Below are 17676 nucleotides of genomic sequence, written 5' to 3'. Positions count from 1 at the left end.
TACTATGGAAAATAACTCAAATGCACCGGCACAAATGATGGAAATGTTTACCATCAAACAAACGACTCCTCATAACCCTCAAGAAATTGCCTCACAAATGCAGGAAACTTGCAGCAGGTATAACTTCTCAATATTGCAGCGGTACGATTTTCATGAAATTATAAAAAGTAAAGGTTTCGAATTGAATCGTGAAGTATTTGTTTTCGAAATCTGTCAGGCAAAAATAGCCTCGAAGATTTTGGCTGACAATCCTGAGTTTTCAATCTTCATGCCTTGTAAAATAGCAATATACGAGCATGGAGGAGAAACAGTAATCGCAACCATGAATATGGAAATGATGCTGAAAATATTTGAAAACAATGCCGAATTGTATACAGAGGCCACAGCATTATTCACGTCATTAAAAGAAATGATATTTTCATTCCAATAAATACAATAGTAAAATGAACAAAGTAGTAATTATTATCAACGATGCGCCATACGGTTCTGAAAAAGCATTCAATGGGTTGCGTATTGCGAATCAAATCAATAAAGATTATCCTGAAACAGAAGTGGTTATTTTTTTAATTGCAGATGGTGTCAATTGTGCTATTCCAAATCAGAATACTCCAAATGGGTATTACAATATCGAAAGAATGTTAAAATTGTCCACAAATAAGGGTACTAAATTATTGCTTTGTGGTAGTTGTTTAGAAGCCCGCGGACTCAAAGAAATTCCCCTTGTCGATAAAGCACAAATAAGCTCAATGGCAGAACTAACTAAAACAATCATCGAAAGCGATAAAGTTTTGACTTTTTAGTGCTCATAACTTGTAATGGAAATAAATGAAAAAACCTTTATTAATAAGGATTGTTTTGAGGAGTTTATTTACGCTATAGTCAGGCACAGAATGCTAAAAATGATACTGACACAGAGCATTCAAAAACCAAAGACCTATAGGAGCTTATACGAAAGAATAAAATAGTAATGACATTTTAAACGATACTATGAAATTAATAAAAAAAGGTAAAACAATATGAATACAGAACACATAAAACTGGGGTTAAAAGAAAATTGGAAGCAGTTTACCATATTGGTCATTGTCAATGCCTTCGTTGGTGGAATGATTGGAATGGAACGAAGTATATTCCCGAAATTTGCAGAAGTTGAATTTGGAATCGCATCAAAGACAGCTATTTTATCATTTATTACCGCCTTCGGAATTACCAAAGCAATAACTAATTATTTTGCTGGAAAATTAGCCAATCGATTTGGCAGAAAAAATTTGTTGCTATTTGGTTGGTTTGTAGCTTTGCCTATTCCCTTTATATTAATGAATGCAGAGACTTGGAATTGGGTGATTTTTGCAAACATTTTATTAGGCATTAGTCAAGGTTTAACCTGGAGTAGCACCGTAGTTATGAAAATTGACTTAGTTGGCGAAAAAGATCGTGGGTTGGCCATGGGTTTAAATGAATTTGCAGGCTATTTTGCGGTAGGTATCGTTGCGTTTTTATCAGGGTATGTTGCTAACAAATATGGTATAACACCTTATCCTTTTTATATTGGCGTTGGAATTTCTATTATTGGTTTTTTATTAACCCTTTTCTTTGTAAAAGATACTAGATTACATACACAAAAAGAAAGTTTAACAGATAATACAAAACAACTGGACAATGTGTTTATGGAAACAACTTTTAAAAACAAAACTTTAAGTTCCGTTACACAAGCAGGCTTAATCAACAATCTTAACGACGGGATGATTTGGGGCTTATTGCCAATTGTTCTGCTTTCACTCCATTATAATACAGAAAACATTGGGATTATAACGGCCATTTATCCAACAGTTTGGGGAATCGGGCAACTCTTTACAGGCAAAATGTCTGATATTTATTCTAAAAAAGCAATGTTGTTTTGGGGAATGCTGTTACAAGGAATAGCGATTATTTTTTTGCCCTTCAGTCATAGTTTTATTATGCTTGCGAGCATTTCAGCAGTTTTAGGTTTAGGAACAGCATTAGTTTACCCTACTTTTTTAGCCGCAATTGCCGAGGCTACCAGTCCAAAACAACGAGCTGAAAGTATTGGTACATTTCGTCTTTGGAGAGATTTGGGATATGCGTTTGGAGCTGTCATTTCAGGCATAACAGCAGATCTATTTGGAGTCGATTATGCTATTTTTCTCATTGGTGGACTTACAATAGTATCTTCCATCATTATTAAATTTCGTATGCCAGAAACAATAAAAATAACGAAAAACTGTATTGAAGTGGACGAAGTGAAAAAAGTAATTCAACAAAACAGAAAAGTACAAATTATTGACGTAAGATCAAAAGAAGAATTCGAACAAGCACACATTCCAAATGCCATAAATATTGTCATAACAGAGCTAAAAGATCAAATTAAAGACTTTGATAAAGAATGTCTATTTGTTACAGCATGTGGAAAAGGTGGTGGCCGTTCTTCTGACGCAGCAAAACTATTAAACGATTTAGGTTACAATGCAAACTGGCTTTGTGGTGGAACAAATAAATGGCTAGATATTAAATAAAATTTCAATTATGTAAAATTTTCACTGATATTAGCATGCTTTTATAAGCCATTTTAAATGCCGTGAGAATACAGCGAATGAAGTTTTAGAGTGAGTTATAATTCAAATTTAAAAATGCTTGTTGTAAAAAGACAAGCATTTTTTTTTAAAAAAACACCCCATAACTATGTTCAAAACTCATTCAAAATACCCTTACAATTTACAGAAATAAATTCCTACATTAGTAAGCTAAATAAAAGCGTTACCAATGTCATTATTTCAGCCTTCCGTACTCAAAAAATATTTGAGCCAACAAGACACAGACCAAGTTCAGAAAGCCTATAAAAAATACAGCAAGTATTTTCACAATACGGTCATTCAGGAAAACATCCGGAATAGTAAAGAAGAACAATTCCAGGAAGGGTTTCTTCGCGAACTCTTTGTAGACATATTGGGGTATACGCTAAATCCAACACCAAAGTTCAACCTCACCACCGAACTCAAAAATATCAAAGGAGCCAAAAAAGTCGATGGCGCCATCCTGAAAGACGGCAACGCATTAGCCGTAATCGAACTCAAAGGCACCAATACCAAAGACATGGAAAGCATCCGCCAACAAGCCTTTGATTACAAAGCCAATCAAACCGGATGTATTTATGTGATTACCTCCAACTTCGAGAAGTTGAGGTTCTACATCAACAATGCAGTGGATTTCGAGGAATTCAACTTGTTTACCTTATCCCATACCGAATTCGAAATCTTCTATTTGTGTTTAGCCAAAGACAACATTCTGTCCAATAAACCACTAAGCATAAAAGAAGCTTCTGTGGTGGAAGAAGAGAATATTACCAAAAAATTCTATGCCGATTATTCGCTTTTCAAACGTGAGTTGTACCGGGATTTGGTCAAACAAAACAGGAATAACATCATGCTTACGGAGTTAAGCGAGAAAACTTCAAAGTTGACCCTTTTCAAAAAATCACAAAAACTAATCGACCGTTTTCTGTTCATTCTTTTTGCCGAAGACCGTGGACTGCTTGCGCCAAACTCCATCAACACCATTCTCAAAGAATGGAAAGCATTAGCGGATTTGGATATGGATGTGCCTTTATACGACCGCTACAAACAATACTTCCGCTATCTCGATACCGGACGTAAAGGCACCGATAAAAAAGAAGAAATTTTCGCATACAACGGCGGACTCTTCCAACCCGATACCATTCTCGATGCCGTTATGATTGATAGCGAAATGCTGTACCGCCATACCAAAAAACTATCGACCTATGATTTCGAAAGTCAGGTTGATGTGAATATTTTAGGACACATTTTCGAACATTCCCTAAACGAAATCGAAAGTGTAAATGCCGAAATTGAAGGAACCGATTTCGACAAACAAAAAACCAAACGCAAGAAAGACGGGGTATTCTATACCCCAAAATACATCACCAAATACATTGTCGACAATACCATTGGTAAACTCTGTACCGAGAAAAAAGGAGAACTGGGTATTATTGACGAAGAGTACGCCAAAGGCCGTAAGAACCGCCAAGCCACAACCATCATCAAACTCGAACAACAACTCAAAGACTACCGCGAATGGCTCTTAGAACTGACCATTTGTGATCCCGCTTGTGGTTCTGGAGCTTTCTTAAACCAGGCACTAGATTTTCTGATTAGGGAACACGCCTATATAGATGAACTCACCAAACAATTGTTTGGTGGTGGCTTTGCCTTCCCGGATATCGAAAACCAAATCCTGGAACACAACATCTATGGGGTGGACCTCAACGAAGAAAGTATAGAGATTGCAAAATTATCGTTGTGGTTACGAACCGCCCAACCCAAACGGAAACTGACGAGCTTAAACAACAACATCAAATGTGGCAACTCGCTTATTGAAAGCAAAGCGATTGCCGGAGACAAAGCATTTAACTGGAAAGAGGAATTTCCGGAAGTATTTGCTAAAGGAGGTTTTGATGTGATTATTGGGAATCCGCCTTATGTGAGAAATGAATTTATAGAGCCTTCACACAAAGACAATTTTCAAAAGAACTTTAAAACTTTTACTGGAAAATCAGATTTGTATGTTTTCTTTTTTGAAAAGGCATTTCAATTGTTAAAACAAGATGGAAAAAGTGGTTTTATAGTTTCAAGTAAATACACTAAAACTAAATATGGTAAACTATTAATTGATTTTTTGCTGAATAACACACATATTGACACATTTATTGATTTTAAAGATTTGGATATTTTCAAAGGAATTATAGCATATCCTTCAATAATTCTATTTGATAAAGTTGATAAGATTAAAAGTGGTTTATTGACTAATTTATTGGTAGTTACAAATAATAATTTATTAGAAATTGATAATTTATTTGTTGGAACTGAAAAAATAAAACAAGCTGAAGTATTTGAAAGATTAGGCAGTTGGGAAAGTGGTTCCGTTGGTAATAGTCTTTATGACACAATTAAAAAAATTAAAAAAAATCATACTTCATTAAGTAAATTAAACATAAAACCACAAGTTGGAATCAAGACTGGTTCAAATTCAGTTTACATTCATAATTCAAAAAATATTCCAATTGAATTAGAAAAATCTCAAATTTTAAAACCTTATATTCTTGGAAGAGAAGTTAAAAAATATTCAAATATTTTTCCCGAAAATAAAATTATTTTTCCATACGAACTTAATGACAAAAATTATAAATTAATTGAAAACCTTGAAATTCACACCCAAACTTTTCAATTTTTAAAAGATAAATATAATATACTATCGAAAAGAGCAATTATTGACCAAGGAATAATAAGGGGAAATAAAAAATGGTATGAATATCAACAAATAAAATATGATTTTCAATATTCCGAAACTTACATAATTTATCCTGATATTTCTTCAGATGTCAATTTTACTTTTACGAATAACTCCTTAATGGATATGACCTGTTTTGGAATAAATTCTAGCTCAAAATCATTATTAGGTATTTTGAATTCCAACCTAATCAGAAAAATTCTTGAAATAGTTTGTGTTAAGGCAAGAGGAGGTTATTTAAGATTAAAATCTCAATATATAAATGATTTACCTATTCCTAGCGATTATGAAAATATAGAAATAGAAAATAGTGTAGTTAAAATATTATCATTAAACATCGATTTGCAAGAAGTAGATAGAAAATTTGGAAACTACTTTTCAGGACAATACAAACTTGAAAAACTGCCTAAAAAACTAGAAAACTGGAGCGAATTATCATTTGCGAATTTCATTACAGAAATCAACAAAGCCATTAAAACAACAGGACAAACACCACTTACCAAAAAAGACGAATTCGAATGGCTGGATTTATTTGAAGAAAACAAAGCCAAAGCCCAAACTCTAAAATCACAAATAGAAACCACAGAAAAAGCAATTGATAAAATGGTATATGAGTTGTATGGTTTGAGTGAGGAAGAGATTGGGATTGTGGAGAATAGTTAGAATATGATATTGAATTTTTGAAATTAAAATTATGCTGGAACAAATAGAAATTAAAAAGGTAGCGTCTTATGACGAAGCAGGGATTCAAATCAATGGTTTGAAGAGAGTAAATTTTATTTATGGAGCAAATGGTTGTGGCAAAACAACCATATCAAATTTTTTGCATAATACAGAAGATGAAAAGTTTGGGACTTGCGGCACAAGTTGGAAAAATGCACTCGCATTAAAAATAGTAGTCTATAATAAAGAGTTTAGAGAAAGAAATTTCGGTAAGGGAAAAATTGGTGGTATTTTCACCCTTGGAGAAGCAACTACCGAACAAATTGCCGCTATTAATCAAAAGATAGAAGACCTAAAAGGGATTAAAGCTGATGGTACTAAAAAAAGAGAAACCCTCAATTCTCAAATTCTAAAAAAAGAAATCCTAGAAAACGAATTCAAAGAAACTTACTGGATAAAGGTTTATAAAAAATATGAAACTATTTTCAAAGAAGCATTTGTAGGCTCCCTAAATAAAGAAAAATTCAAAGAAAGATTATTGCTTGAATTTGGAAGTAATGCATCAACTTTAACTACGTTAGAAGAACTTAAAGAAAAAGCAAAAACTATTTATGGAGAAGTTCCACAAAATATTACACCCCTAAACACGATAACATTTGATAGAATTATCGAAATAGAGAACAATCAGATCTGGAAAAAAATAATTGTTGGTAAAGCAGATGTAGATATTGCAAAACTAATTCAGAAATTAAATATTAATGACTGGGTTAATCAAGGTAGAGATTATTTAAAAGAAGATAAAACGTGTCCTTTTTGCCAAAAAGAAACGATTACAGAGGATTTTAAAATTCAATTAGAAAGTTTCTTTGACGAAGAATATATAAATGATTTAAAAGCAATTAAAGATTTAAAGCTTGAATATAATTCTTTAATGCAAAATTTAATAAACGAATTAGAAAGTATTGAGTTTTTTCAAAAAACATTTAAAGATTCAAAGTTAGATAATGATAAGTTTGGGGCTTATCTAAAAACATTAGTTAGTCAAAATACTTCCAATTTTGAATTCTTAAATAATAAAGTAAAAGAACCTAGTAGAAGTATTGAGTTAGTGTCTCTAAAAGAGCAATTAAATTTAATATTGAGTTTAATCTCAAATGCCAATACTGATATCACTAAGAATAATGATATAGTGACCAATTTTAGTACTGAAAAAACTAATTTGACTAATGCAATATGGAAATTTATAGTTGAAGAATTTAAAACCGATATAATTAAATTCAATTCCGATAATAACGGTTTAAAAGCAGGAATTACAGCATTGACAAATCAGTTAGAAGTAAAAGGATTAGAATTTCACAGTTTAGATGCTGATATAAAAAACTTAAGCAAAAATGTAACTAGTATTCAACCAACGATTAATGAGATTAACCGGCTTTTAAAATCGTATGGTTTTCTGAATTTTGAAATTGTCCCTTCAACAGAAGAAGGTTTTTATCAAATTCAAAGAGAAGATGGATCAATTGCCGAAGCAACATTAAGCGAAGGAGAAATTACGTTTATTACTTTCCTGTATTATTTGCAATTAGCCAAAGGTGGTGTTTCCGAAGAAACAGTAAGCGATGAGAGAATTCTAGTTATTGATGATCCAATTTCAAGTTTAGACAGTAATGTCTTATTTGTTGTAAGTACATTAATAAAAGATATTATTAAAAACATTAAATCTGATATTGGAAATATCAAACAAATTATTCTTTTAACACATAATGTCTATTTTCATAAAGAAGTTTCTTTCATTGATGGTAGAACTAAATTTTGTGGTAAAACCAATTTTTGGATATTAAGAAAGAATGATAAGGTTACAAACATTCAATCTTTTTTTATGGAAAATCCAATTCAATCTTCTTATGAATTGATGTGGAATGAATTAAAAGGTGAAGATGTAAAATCTAGTATTACAGTTCAAAATATTATGAGAAGAATAATTGAAAATTATTTTAAACTTCTTGGTAAATATGGTGATGATGATTTAATTCAAAAATTTGGGTCCAAAGAAGAACAGGAAATATGTAGATCACTAATTAGTTGGATAAATGATGGCTCACATAGCATGCCCGATGATTTGTTTGTAGAACTTCAGGACAGAACAATTGAAAATTATAAAAAAGTATTTAAGGATATTTTTATTTTAACCAATCACGAAGGGCATTATAGAATGATGATGGGAATAATTGAAACGATAGAGCTAGAAGAAGTGTTAGAACAAACAAACTAAAGAAAAAGAATGAAAAAAAACATGTTATTTTTAGTGTTATCAATCGCTATTGTTGCGACTGCAATTGGACTATTCTTTAATTTTTATTCGGGTAATATTAACCCAACGCTTATAACAATTATTTCAGGAGGTATTGGTTATGCAGTGTCTAAATTTTATGAAGATCTCAAAGAAAGCAAACAAAGAATATATGAGCAAAAAAGAATAGTATATAGAACTTTATTGTTGCCCTTTATAGAAGCTTTAAAGAATACAAAAATTAAAGGAGTGTCAACTAAACTTTCAGACAAACAAATTGCAAATGCTATGGATGCAGCATTTGACAACATTCTTTACGGTTCTGATGAAGTTATTAAACTTTATGGATTATTTAGAAATAATAGTTCAAATAGCACTGAAAGTAACAATCAATATATAACGTTCAAATTATTAGCACATTTATTAAAAGCAATTAGAAAAGATTTAGGAAATAGAATGACAAACCTGACTGAAGTTGAGATCTTAAGAATGTTTATAAACATGAACAAAGAGGAAGAGTTAGAATATCAAATAGAATTCAATAAAATAAAAATTTTAGATAAATGATAATCATTAACAATAACTCTATTTTAAGAAGCCCGCCAAAACTGTTGCATCCAGACCAAATCATTGTATTTAATGCTATTAGATACAGTGTAGATATTTGCGAGGTCACTTTTAATAGGTTAGAGAAAAATTTATTTGATTTTACTTTTACTCCTCAAAATGGTAATTTTATTTCCTTAATTTTTTCTGATGTATGGACAATAATAAATAACGCAACAATACTAAAGAAAGTTATAAAAAAACATTTCAATATTGATGATAATGATCCATTACTAATTGGATTAAAAAAACTGGAAGGATTAAGAAATTCAAATCAACATATTGAAGAGAGAATTGATCAAATAAAATCATTCGATGATTTGCCTCCCATCTACGGTGTTATTTCTTGGTTAAGTAAAGAAGATGAAAATAGTGATGAAGGTATGCTTTCCATAATTTATTCCGGTACAATAAACAAAGATAAAGTAACTCATCCTGTAAATCCAGCTGATAAAATAAACAGAAAAAAGGTTAATGATATTAAGTTTACAGGGATTGAGAGAAAAGGAAGAACTGATATTTTTTTTGAAACTTCAGTTTATATTAATAAAATAATGGATGACATTAAAAATATAATCGATCATTTTGAAATTAAAATATCAGAAGATTTGAAAGATGTTGATTATTCCGATAGACACAAATCAGATATAATTATTCAACTAAAAACAAAAGAAGTGATAGTTTAATATTATGGATCACACAATCAAATTATTTCTAAAATTAGGCAGCGAAGAGAACATTCTTGATTTATTCGAAAATGGTACAATTTATATGAATACTATTGAATACTTCAGAAAAGTAGAAGATGAAGATTTACGTGGTGATAAATATGAAGGAGTTTCAAAAATTATTAATTCACTTCCTGGTACTTTTAAAATCCCAGGCATAGATAGAGAATTCAAGTATGAGAAAATGCACATTAGAGAGGTACACGAAGAAATAATAGGAAATATTTATTCCTTATATGCTATATCTTCAAAAGGCTTTCCTAATCCATTAGATTTTAAATTTGATGAGAGAAATTTGCGTTTTGGAACTCACTGTTTATTAATAAAAAACCTCCCATACTTTTTTGATAGAATTGAAACTGAACTAAAAAATAATAATTACAAATTCAATCATGGCTTTGTAGATTACTATGATAAAGATGAGGTTAACCGTGAAATTACATTATTTGAAAAACCATTTGAATTTGAATATCAAAAAGAATTCAGGTTTTATGTTGAGGATTATGGAATGAAACCTATAAAAATTCAAATCGGTTCATTAAAAAAATATGCTGTAGTCTTTAAATTAGAAGATATGTTAGAATTAAAACTTGAACCAAAAGAATAGTAAAAAAAATCCCAGTTCTCCGAAGTATCCTCACTTCGAAACATTAAATCAAGGTGGGTGAATAAATTTCACAAATCAATTGTAAAACAAGTATGTCCCGTAGTCGATGTAAACAGATAAATGGGTAAAAAAAATTAAAGGTCATAACTTCAAAACAAAGTTTAATTTAATTATTCAACAAGGAATCCTTTAATTTGCATTATTAAAAGGAATTGAAGGATCGAATATTTTACAATACAATAAAATCTACAAGTAATGACTGAAACCAATCGTATAGAATACAAACAACAACTAACTGATAGTTTAGAAAAAGAAGTAATTGCTTTTTTAAATTACAAAGAAGGTGGGGTTATTTATATTGGGATCAACAAAGAAGGCATTGCAGTCGGTGTTCCAGATTCCGACAGCGACCAGTTAAAAATAAAGGACCGTTTAAAGCATAACATTTCGCCATCTTGTATGGGATTGTTTGATGTAATCAGCGAAAACAATAATGGTCTTGAAATTATAAAAATAGTGGTGGCAAGTGGTTCAGAAAAACCATATTTCTTAAGAAAATTCGGTATGACCGAAAAAGGATGTTTTATCCGCATCGGTACTGCATCCGAGCCGATGCCTCAAAAAATGATTGACGAACTTTTTGCAAAACGCATTCGAAATTCCATCAGCAAAATAAAATCAAACCAACAAGCACTAACTTTTGAGCAACTCAAAATTTATTACGAAGCTACCGGAACCAAGCTCAATGATAAATTTGCAACCAATCTGGAATTACTCAATGCAGATAATGAGTATAATTATGTGGCTTATTTATTGTCCGACAAAAACAATACTTCTATAAAAGTTGCAAAATACAAAGGAACATCAAGGGTAAACCTAATCGAAAGTAACGAATATGGTTATGGTTCTTTGATAAAGGCAACCAAACAAGTATTGGATAAAATAGAATTGGAAAACAAAACGATCACTAAAATTACTTCCAAAGAAAGACAAGAAACAAGGCTTTGGGATGCTATTGCACTTCGTGAAGCGATTATAAATGCCTTTGTGCATAATGATTATACCAATGAAATTCCTCCCAAGTTTGAAATTTTCGACGATAGAATCGAAATAACTTCCGCAGGTGGTTTACCAGAATCGTTAAGTCAGGAAGAATTTTTTGAGGGATTTTCTGTTCCGCGCAACAAAGAGATTATGCGAATTTTTAAAGACTTGGATTTAGTGGAGCAATTGGGTTCTGGAATACCTCGTATTTTAGAAAGTTATCCAAAAGAATGTTTCAAATTTTCAGATAATTTCCTCCGCATGACTTTCCCGGTGGTTGAAATAGCAAGTCAAGTAAATGAAAAAGATAGTGTTATTCCAGGTGGTGCAATAGGTGGTGCAATAGCAGATTTAACCGAAAGGCAAAAAGAAGTATTAGAGATAATCATTAAAGATGATAAAATAAGTTATCGTACAATTGCGGAAGAAATGAAAATCAATGAATCTGCAGTATTAAAACATATTGAACAATTAAAAGAAAAAGGATATATAGAACGAATTGGAGGTACAAGAGGATTTTGGAAAGTAATTCACTCAATTAAGAGCGAAAAACGGTAACAATAGTAAGGATTTTTATTCCTGATTCAAAAAGAGCAGATGCTTTTTAGGGATTAGCATGATTTGCTTCACAATTGCCACAATTGAATTTAGCAAAAAGGACCAAAACAACTTTCCGTTAAACATCACGGGCAATCAAGCGGTCTCTCTCCGGTCGTTCTCTTTGTTCCGTTCGGCAGCTCCAGTCGGTCGTACCTTCCTCCGTTCCGCAGACACAACACAGCACAAAAAAAACAGCAGCTTGTAAATAAGCAGCTGTATTTTTTGCGCTGCGCCGTTCCTCATCTGCACACGTTCTCTTCCCTACGTTCGGCAGGGCTACTACATACACAATACCGCTTCATTCCGTTACACTCCGCAAGCTGCGTTCCACTGCATTCCAGCCGTATCATGTCTGCCGCCCTTTATTTTTTCAGCGGTTGCTCCTTCGCCCAGCCATCGGGGTTGGCTCCGCTTCCTCACTAATTCTTTTTCAGGAATCTTGATACTTCTCACTTTTCACTTCTCACAATGCAATCTCTTCGGTCGCTTTGCCCTAAATCAAGGAACGCCAAAGGCTGACTGATATTTTTTCCCCGCCGTTTCACGCTCGCAGTACTACTCTACACTTCGCAAGGGCTACGTTGCGTTCCCATCCTGCGGTGGCTGTTCGATGCCGCAACACCGCCACGGCGCTCCTCACAAAAAATAAGCTCCGCTATCGCTCCACTTATTTTTTGCTCCGGTGCTTGGGGGTGTTTGATTGCCGATTATACGATGACCACCCAAAAAGAAGAAGTGCTGACCAGAACCACCCCGTTCACGACGAAAAAAAATAAATAAAAAGAAAGTAAAGGTAAGCTCCGGTTTCAAAAAGTAAAGTTCAAGCCCTCCGGGTTTTTGATAAAATCTCCACCCTCACATTTCCATTTGAACATTCGGTATAACGATGACGATTCCGTTACAATAGACCACTCGGGTAGTATTTTACCAAAAAAACTTGACTCCTTTTGAAACCTCCACTTCAACGACCACTTTCTTTTTTTTCTTTTTTTCTTTTAAAAAAATTAAGAAGCGAAGCGGAATTCACAAACACAATCTTAAATCCGAAGCCATGCCAAATTTCATTATCAGAACGCACCAAAAAAACACCATCTACAAAGGAATCAAAATCTTTATCCTCAACAAAGGGATGAATTCAGGAAAACCCCAAAAAGAACCGTTTAGCAATAGCTTGGTAATCCAGTTCTCGAATGAAGAGGACGCAGAAACCATTTACTGGTTGGCCTATAGCCTCTGGAAAGCCAAATTCTGGCATCCATCGCTCAAAGGTTCCGTAATTCCTTTTTTAACAATTCAGGATTTTAAAAAAGATTTTTCCCGTAAAGTCAATGAAATGCTGCAGGAACACGAGCTGCACCAAAAACAAGTCCAGGCGTTGAGGTTGTTGGAACAAAAAGAAGAGCATTTGCATCAAAACATCCTGCTTATTAATGAAATGAGAAGAGCCATTTTAAGATACTACCTCAAGTAATAAAAAGTATGGTCCAGATCCTTAAGTTTTTTTAAACCCTACCTGTTATGCAATGCCTAGCGTTTTAAAATCCATAGCAACCTTTATGGGTAAAAAATACAAATAGCTAAACCCAACGCTTTGTTCACCTCCTCAAAACTATCCATCGACAGCCAAAAAAAAAAAAAAACAGTAAAAAACTGTCCATTGTTTCACTACAGCTGTTAAATAAAATTACCACCCTCCAAATATAAAAACTAGGAAAACTTGTATATATTTGGCGATATATAAAAGTTAGTGGCTAGCTTCACGAAACGCAAAAAAATTACACTAAAAACAAAATCATCGAACATAAAGAAATATTATTCAGACATTTTGAAAAGTACATCAAACTAAATGATGAACTTAAAATCGCATTATTTGAGAAAGTGAGTTTTGTCTCTTTCAAGAAAGGCGACATAGTTCATAGTGCCGAGAAAATATGTACAAAATCCTATTTTATCCAAAAAGGGTTATTTCGGACTTATTTTATTAAAGACGGAAAAGAGATTAGTGAATATTTTCCAGCGGAAGGAGAATGGAGTAATTCGCCAAGAAGTTTTAGAACAAGAACATTAGATTTATACTGCATTGATGCAATAGAAGACACAGAAACATTATGTTTAGATGTAAATGGTTTAATGTATCTATTTGAAAATTTTCCGGAAATGGAACGTTATGCAAGATTATCTATGGGTACAGTTTTTGGTCACTTTATGGAAAGAATAACTTCAATGCGCTTTACAACTGCAAAAGAAAAATACAACCATTTTATTGAAACTTATCACGACATTCATCACAGAATTCCGCTAGGAATGGTTGCCTCGTATTTAGGCATTACTCAAGAAACTTTGAGCCGAATTAGAAACGAAAAATGATTTTTTGATATAGATCAAATATTGCCTAGTTTAAAAATTATAATTTTGTCAACTAATCAAAATTTATCACAACATGAAAGTAATTAAAATTTTTATAGCTGTCGTCATTATTGCTTTCTGTGGTTTTCTTTTCTTGGAAAATTATACTCCAACAATTGATGAAAATCACGGAAAAATTCAAACTAGACTTTATTTAGGAAATTCAGAAAACCAACCATTAATTGTTGGATTTGGCGGTTCGGAAGGAGGAAACGCTTGGGATAGCGATTATTGGAAACCAACAAGAGATAAATTTATTGAAAAAGGTTATGCTTTTTTAGCTATTGGGTATTTTGGCTCAGAAGATACAAGCAATAATCTAGATAGAATTTCATTAGATGCAATTCACGATTCAATTGTTAAAATTGCTAAAAATCCAAAAATAAACAGCAACAAAATAGCGATAATTGGTGGCTCAAAAGGTGGTGAATTAGTCCTAAATCTTGCTTCAAAATATAATAATATAAAATCAGTTATTGCAATTATTCCAAGTCACGTTAGTTTTCCTGCACTTACAGCTTTGGGACTAACATCGTCGTGGACATTTAAAGGCAAAGAAGTTCCATTTGTTCCAATTCCTTACAAAGCAGTTCCTTCACTTACATCAGGAGAACTATTAAAGTCATTTAATGTAATGTTAGAAGATAAAATAGCCGAAGAGAACTCAACAATACAAGTTGAAAAAATAAATGGTTCAATATTTTTACTTTCTGCAAATAATGATGAATATTGGCCTTCTACTAAAATGTCAAACAAAATAATGGAACGTTTAAAAAATAAAAAATTCAAAAATCATTATGAACATATTACCATTAAAGGTGGACATACTGAACCATTAAAACACTTTGATTTGATTTATGATTTCTTAGATAAGAATTTTCAAAAAAAGTAAATAAAAAAAGGAAAAATCCAGCGCACAACTGCGGCTTGCATCAATGGCTTTAGTTGTTTTTTCCTTCGGAAAAAACGCTGTTAAATCCGGTACGTTAAGTGAAATCTTAAAAAAAAGCTAACACAAAACCAAAACTATATATTTCTATTACATTTACATAATGTTTTTAACTCAATCGACATATAGGAAAATTTTGCTTATTGCACTCACAATGCTTTTGGCTGTTCCTTGTAATGTTAAGGGTGAGTTTATACAACGGTTGAATATTGAAACTAACCAACAAACTAAATCTGAAAATTCAAGAATAGCTTGTTCTTCTTTTGTTCAGCAGGAAAAACTAATCACAAAGCAAAAGGCAGAGAAAATTATTCTTCCTAATATTATTAGTGATTTTAAAAATAGGTGTGTTAGAATAGAAAATAAAATACAACTTCCTGACTTCTATAATATACAGAAAGAAGAAATCCCATCTTACATTCTCTTCGAGCGGTTTCTAATTTGATTTCTGAACTATTTAATTTTTAATAGACAGTTTTAATCAAATAAAGAAATCGTATTATGAATAAATCATTCGAAGTGAGCGGAATATCCGTTCTCATTTCTCGTGTGTGCTTGAGTGGTATTTTTATTACCGCTGGTATCTCACACCTAATCCAACCAGAAAAAGTAGCCGGTCGCATTCAATCTGCTGCATTTCATTCTTTCGCTTCATTTTTTGGCGACCCACATCTTTTGGGGATAGTATCGGGTTATGCATTACTTATTGGAGGTATGGCATTTTTACTCGGTATTTTCACCCGATGGTCTGCTTTGCTTCTTTTTCTGGTGCTTATTCCCATTACAATTACCATTCAGATAGGAAATGGTTTGTTTCACGGACCATTATGGAAAAACATAGCCCTATTTGGAGGCCTGCTTTTCTTCATCATCAATAATCCAAAAATTTACAGTATTTATAACAAATAAAATTTATAACTTATGAAATTATATATCATTTTAATGTTTGCTCTAATGACATTTGGAGCAGAAAATCTGAATGCACAAACGGCAGAAAACATTCAAAAAACAGAACAATCTATCCGTAAAAATGGCAAATACGCTTTGCTTGTAATGAAAGCACAGCATCTGAAAGCGGCTATTCAAAGTGGAATTGAACTAAAAGCAAAAAGCAAAAAAATAGACTTTCAAATACTTACTTGTGGTGAATTGGTAAAAGAAATATCCCTTGATGAAGAATTACAAAATCTCATAAAAAATGCCGTAAACCAACACGGATTGAAAATTTTAGTTTGTGGTCTTTCGATAAAGCAATTTAAGGTTGAAAAAACCTTGCTTCCCAAAGAAACTCCTACAACAGAAAATGGACTCCTTTATATGTTCGGCTTACAAGAACAAGGTTATAAAACAGTAATTCTTTAAAAATCATCATGAACAGTTACAAATTGCAATGGTCGTATTTACAATTATTGAAGCAATGGCTTTAGTCGTTTTTTCCTTCGGAAAAATCATTGTTAATTCTAATTTCCGTCAATATTTGTAATTGTCACCAATAGTTCACGCCAATTGATGCTAGCCACTTATGTTAAAACAAAAAAAGCCTGATCTCACGACCAGGCTTTCTTATTAATTCGGAAAAAGGTTACCAAGCCAAACCCGAACTATTTAATTTTAGATTTTGTCAGCCATTTTAAAAAGACCGACACCAAAAAACTGACAACAGCTCCCACTACTGCTAAGATAATCGTTTTTAAAATATCTTCATAAAAAATATTAACAAAAATACTCAGCAAAGTGCCACTTGCAGTGCCCGTTTTAAGGGAGATATTAGCCTCCATCTCGGGGTCTGTTTACTGGCTGCTCTTTAGCCATAACTGGTTGTTTCAGGGCTGTATCATCCACAGTCACCTGACTGATGGCCGACAAAACCCCACCGGCAACGGCAACATATCCGGCCACCGTAACAACTGCTGCAGGTAACACAACAGGAGCAGCAATCACGCTGCCACTGATGGCCAGCAAAGCCAAGCCAACGGCTCTCAAAATCTTAAAAAAACTTGGAGTGGGCGCTTTCGCGCGTTCAACTACATTCATAATGCTTCTTTTTTAGATTGGATACTTATTTTTACTTCTTCATTGCGCTCAAAAGCGGCATAAACCAAAGCTTTCAGCTTTTCCAACGCTTTTCGGGAAGAACTTCCCTTTCCGATTCCGGTGTGTTTTGTTACAGGAGCAATACAGCCTCTCAATTCCTTTTTAGCGTCATTAGCGGGATGGATTAAGATCAAATCTCTACCCGGAACATTTCTCAAATGCAAGTGCCATTGAAATTTTGGACTGAACCGCATTTGTAAAACATATTCCCCCTCAGGAACACAAGATATTTGTCGTTGGTTTTCCAACCAGGGCAACTCGATGGTATAACAAACTAATGTGCCGTTCCATTCTAAAATACCCTGAGTTCCTTCCGGAAAATACGTCCTTAGCAACACCAAAACCATCTTACAATCCGCTTACCTGAGCC

Annotated in this window: 18 protein-coding genes; 14 read left to right on the top strand and 4 right to left on the bottom strand. The window is 32.9% G+C overall.

Annotation, left to right across the window (positions count from 1 at the left end; all coding sequences use genetic code 11):
- Positions 1 to 4 precede the first annotated feature (4 nt).
- The 9 genes from VI621_RS11600 to VI621_RS11560 all read left to right on the top strand — a co-directional run bounded on the left by VI621_RS11600 (position 5) and on the right by VI621_RS11560 (position 11815).
- Positions 5 to 430 (top strand): DUF302 domain-containing protein, encoded by a 426-nt coding sequence (locus VI621_RS11600; protein ID WP_324218556.1) that lies wholly within the window; start codon positions 5 to 7, stop codon positions 428 to 430.
- Between the two features lie 13 nt (positions 431 to 443).
- Positions 444 to 800, top strand: coding sequence for a DsrE/DsrF/TusD sulfur relay family protein (locus tag VI621_RS11595; RefSeq protein ID WP_324218555.1), 357 nt, complete (start codon positions 444 to 446; stop codon positions 798 to 800).
- Positions 801 to 1016: 216 nt separating this feature from the next.
- Positions 1017 to 2531: an MFS transporter gene (locus VI621_RS11590; protein WP_324218554.1), complete on the top strand. Its 1515-nt coding sequence runs from the start codon at positions 1017 to 1019 to the stop codon at positions 2529 to 2531.
- 247 nt (positions 2532 to 2778) lie between these two features.
- On the top strand, positions 2779 to 5982 hold the full coding sequence (locus VI621_RS11585; protein WP_324218553.1) for an Eco57I restriction-modification methylase domain-containing protein: 3204 nt from the start codon (positions 2779 to 2781) through the stop codon (positions 5980 to 5982).
- A 31-nt stretch (positions 5983 to 6013) separates the two neighbouring features.
- Entirely contained in the window at positions 6014 to 8254 is a 2241-nt protein-coding gene (locus VI621_RS11580) for an AAA family ATPase (protein WP_324218552.1), read from the top strand.
- A gap of 9 nt (positions 8255 to 8263) precedes the next feature.
- Positions 8264 to 8839 carry a hypothetical protein gene (locus tag VI621_RS11575; protein ID WP_324218551.1) on the top strand — a complete coding sequence of 192 codons (576 nt, stop codon included), beginning with the start codon at positions 8264 to 8266 and terminating at the stop codon, positions 8837 to 8839.
- Complete coding sequence (locus VI621_RS11570) at positions 8836 to 9564, top strand: hypothetical protein (RefSeq protein WP_324218550.1); 729 nt, start codon at positions 8836 to 8838, stop codon at positions 9562 to 9564. Before VI621_RS11575 ends, VI621_RS11570 begins: the two co-directional genes overlap by 4 nt.
- A 4-nt stretch (positions 9565 to 9568) precedes the next feature.
- Positions 9569 to 10213: a hypothetical protein gene (locus VI621_RS11565; RefSeq protein ID WP_324218549.1), complete on the top strand. Its 645-nt coding sequence runs from the start codon at positions 9569 to 9571 to the stop codon at positions 10211 to 10213.
- Between the two features lie 255 nt (positions 10214 to 10468).
- Positions 10469 to 11815: an RNA-binding domain-containing protein gene (locus VI621_RS11560; RefSeq protein WP_324218548.1), complete on the top strand. Its 1347-nt coding sequence runs from the start codon at positions 10469 to 10471 to the stop codon at positions 11813 to 11815.
- 348 nt (positions 11816 to 12163) lie between these two features.
- Here VI621_RS11560 and VI621_RS11555 read toward each other — a convergent pair whose 3' ends face one another.
- Positions 12164 to 12310 carry a hypothetical protein gene (locus tag VI621_RS11555; RefSeq protein ID WP_324218547.1) on the bottom strand — a complete coding sequence of 49 codons (147 nt, stop codon included), beginning with the start codon at positions 12308 to 12310 and terminating at the stop codon, positions 12164 to 12166.
- 598 nt (positions 12311 to 12908) lie between these two features.
- Between VI621_RS11555 and VI621_RS11550 the strand changes: the two genes are divergently transcribed.
- From VI621_RS11550 to VI621_RS11530, 5 genes are all read left to right on the top strand, one after another.
- Positions 12909 to 13328 carry a DUF6943 family protein gene (locus tag VI621_RS11550; protein WP_324218546.1) on the top strand — a complete coding sequence of 140 codons (420 nt, stop codon included), beginning with the start codon at positions 12909 to 12911 and terminating at the stop codon, positions 13326 to 13328.
- Between the two features lie 407 nt (positions 13329 to 13735).
- A complete protein-coding gene (locus VI621_RS11545; RefSeq protein ID WP_324218545.1) occupies positions 13736 to 14224 on the top strand; it encodes a Crp/Fnr family transcriptional regulator in 489 nt (162 codons plus the stop codon).
- A 73-nt stretch (positions 14225 to 14297) separates the two neighbouring features.
- On the top strand, positions 14298 to 15155 hold the full coding sequence (locus tag VI621_RS11540; protein ID WP_324218544.1) for an acyl-CoA thioester hydrolase/BAAT C-terminal domain-containing protein: 858 nt from the start codon (positions 14298 to 14300) through the stop codon (positions 15153 to 15155).
- A 558-nt stretch (positions 15156 to 15713) separates the two neighbouring features.
- Complete coding sequence (locus tag VI621_RS11535) at positions 15714 to 16121, top strand: DoxX family protein (RefSeq protein ID WP_324218543.1); 408 nt, start codon at positions 15714 to 15716, stop codon at positions 16119 to 16121.
- Positions 16122 to 16133: 12 nt separating this feature from the next.
- Complete coding sequence (locus VI621_RS11530; RefSeq protein ID WP_324218542.1) at positions 16134 to 16574, top strand: hypothetical protein; 441 nt, start codon at positions 16134 to 16136, stop codon at positions 16572 to 16574.
- 239 nt (positions 16575 to 16813) lie between these two features.
- Here the strand turns inward: VI621_RS11530 and VI621_RS11525 are convergent, their stop codons facing one another.
- From VI621_RS11525 to VI621_RS11515, 3 genes are read right to left on the bottom strand one after another with little or no spacing between them, the layout of a single operon-like run.
- Positions 16814 to 16990: a hypothetical protein gene (locus tag VI621_RS11525; RefSeq protein WP_324218541.1), complete on the bottom strand. Its 177-nt coding sequence runs from the start codon at positions 16988 to 16990 to the stop codon at positions 16814 to 16816.
- Complete coding sequence (locus VI621_RS11520; protein ID WP_324218540.1) at positions 16980 to 17195, bottom strand: hypothetical protein; 216 nt, start codon at positions 17193 to 17195, stop codon at positions 16980 to 16982. Before VI621_RS11520 ends, VI621_RS11525 begins: the two co-directional genes overlap by 11 nt.
- A 47-nt stretch (positions 17196 to 17242) precedes the next feature.
- The gene (locus VI621_RS11515) at positions 17243 to 17653 is read right to left on the bottom strand and encodes a DUF5675 family protein (RefSeq protein WP_324218539.1); all 411 of its coding nucleotides are present in this window, start codon (positions 17651 to 17653) and stop codon (positions 17243 to 17245) included.
- Between the last annotated feature and the right edge of the window lie 23 nt (positions 17654 to 17676).

The organism is Flavobacterium sp., from assembly GCF_035292545.1.
Classification (GTDB): Bacteria; Bacteroidota; Bacteroidia; order Flavobacteriales; family Flavobacteriaceae; genus Flavobacterium.
This window is presented reverse-complemented; position numbering and strand designations above follow the sequence as displayed.

What these genes read in the sequence shown, in the direction of transcription:
- VI621_RS11600 (WP_324218556.1), top strand. Translation starts at nt 5, where the DNA reads ATGGAAAATAACTCAAATGCACCGGCACAAATGATGGAAATGTTTACC.
- VI621_RS11595 (WP_324218555.1), top strand. Translation starts at nt 444, where the DNA reads ATGAACAAAGTAGTAATTATTATCAACGATGCGCCATACGGTTCTGAA.
- VI621_RS11590 (WP_324218554.1), top strand. Translation starts at nt 1,017, where the DNA reads ATGAATACAGAACACATAAAACTGGGGTTAAAAGAAAATTGGAAGCAG.
- VI621_RS11585 (WP_324218553.1), top strand. Translation starts at nt 2,779, where the DNA reads ATGTCATTATTTCAGCCTTCCGTACTCAAAAAATATTTGAGCCAACAA.
- VI621_RS11580 (WP_324218552.1), top strand. Translation starts at nt 6,014, where the DNA reads ATGCTGGAACAAATAGAAATTAAAAAGGTAGCGTCTTATGACGAAGCA.
- VI621_RS11575 (WP_324218551.1), top strand. Translation starts at nt 8,264, where the DNA reads ATGAAAAAAAACATGTTATTTTTAGTGTTATCAATCGCTATTGTTGCG.
- VI621_RS11570 (WP_324218550.1), top strand. Translation starts at nt 8,836, where the DNA reads ATGATAATCATTAACAATAACTCTATTTTAAGAAGCCCGCCAAAACTG.
- VI621_RS11565 (WP_324218549.1), top strand. Translation starts at nt 9,569, where the DNA reads ATGGATCACACAATCAAATTATTTCTAAAATTAGGCAGCGAAGAGAAC.
- VI621_RS11560 (WP_324218548.1), top strand. Translation starts at nt 10,469, where the DNA reads ATGACTGAAACCAATCGTATAGAATACAAACAACAACTAACTGATAGT.
- VI621_RS11550 (WP_324218546.1), top strand. Translation starts at nt 12,909, where the DNA reads ATGCCAAATTTCATTATCAGAACGCACCAAAAAAACACCATCTACAAA.
- VI621_RS11540 (WP_324218544.1), top strand. Translation starts at nt 14,298, where the DNA reads ATGAAAGTAATTAAAATTTTTATAGCTGTCGTCATTATTGCTTTCTGT.
- VI621_RS11535 (WP_324218543.1), top strand. Translation starts at nt 15,714, where the DNA reads ATGAATAAATCATTCGAAGTGAGCGGAATATCCGTTCTCATTTCTCGT.
- VI621_RS11530 (WP_324218542.1), top strand. Translation starts at nt 16,134, where the DNA reads ATGAAATTATATATCATTTTAATGTTTGCTCTAATGACATTTGGAGCA.
- VI621_RS11525 (WP_324218541.1), bottom strand. Translation starts at nt 16,990, where the DNA reads ATGGAGGCTAATATCTCCCTTAAAACGGGCACTGCAAGTGGCACTTTG.
- VI621_RS11515 (WP_324218539.1), bottom strand. Translation starts at nt 17,653, where the DNA reads ATGGTTTTGGTGTTGCTAAGGACGTATTTTCCGGAAGGAACTCAGGGT.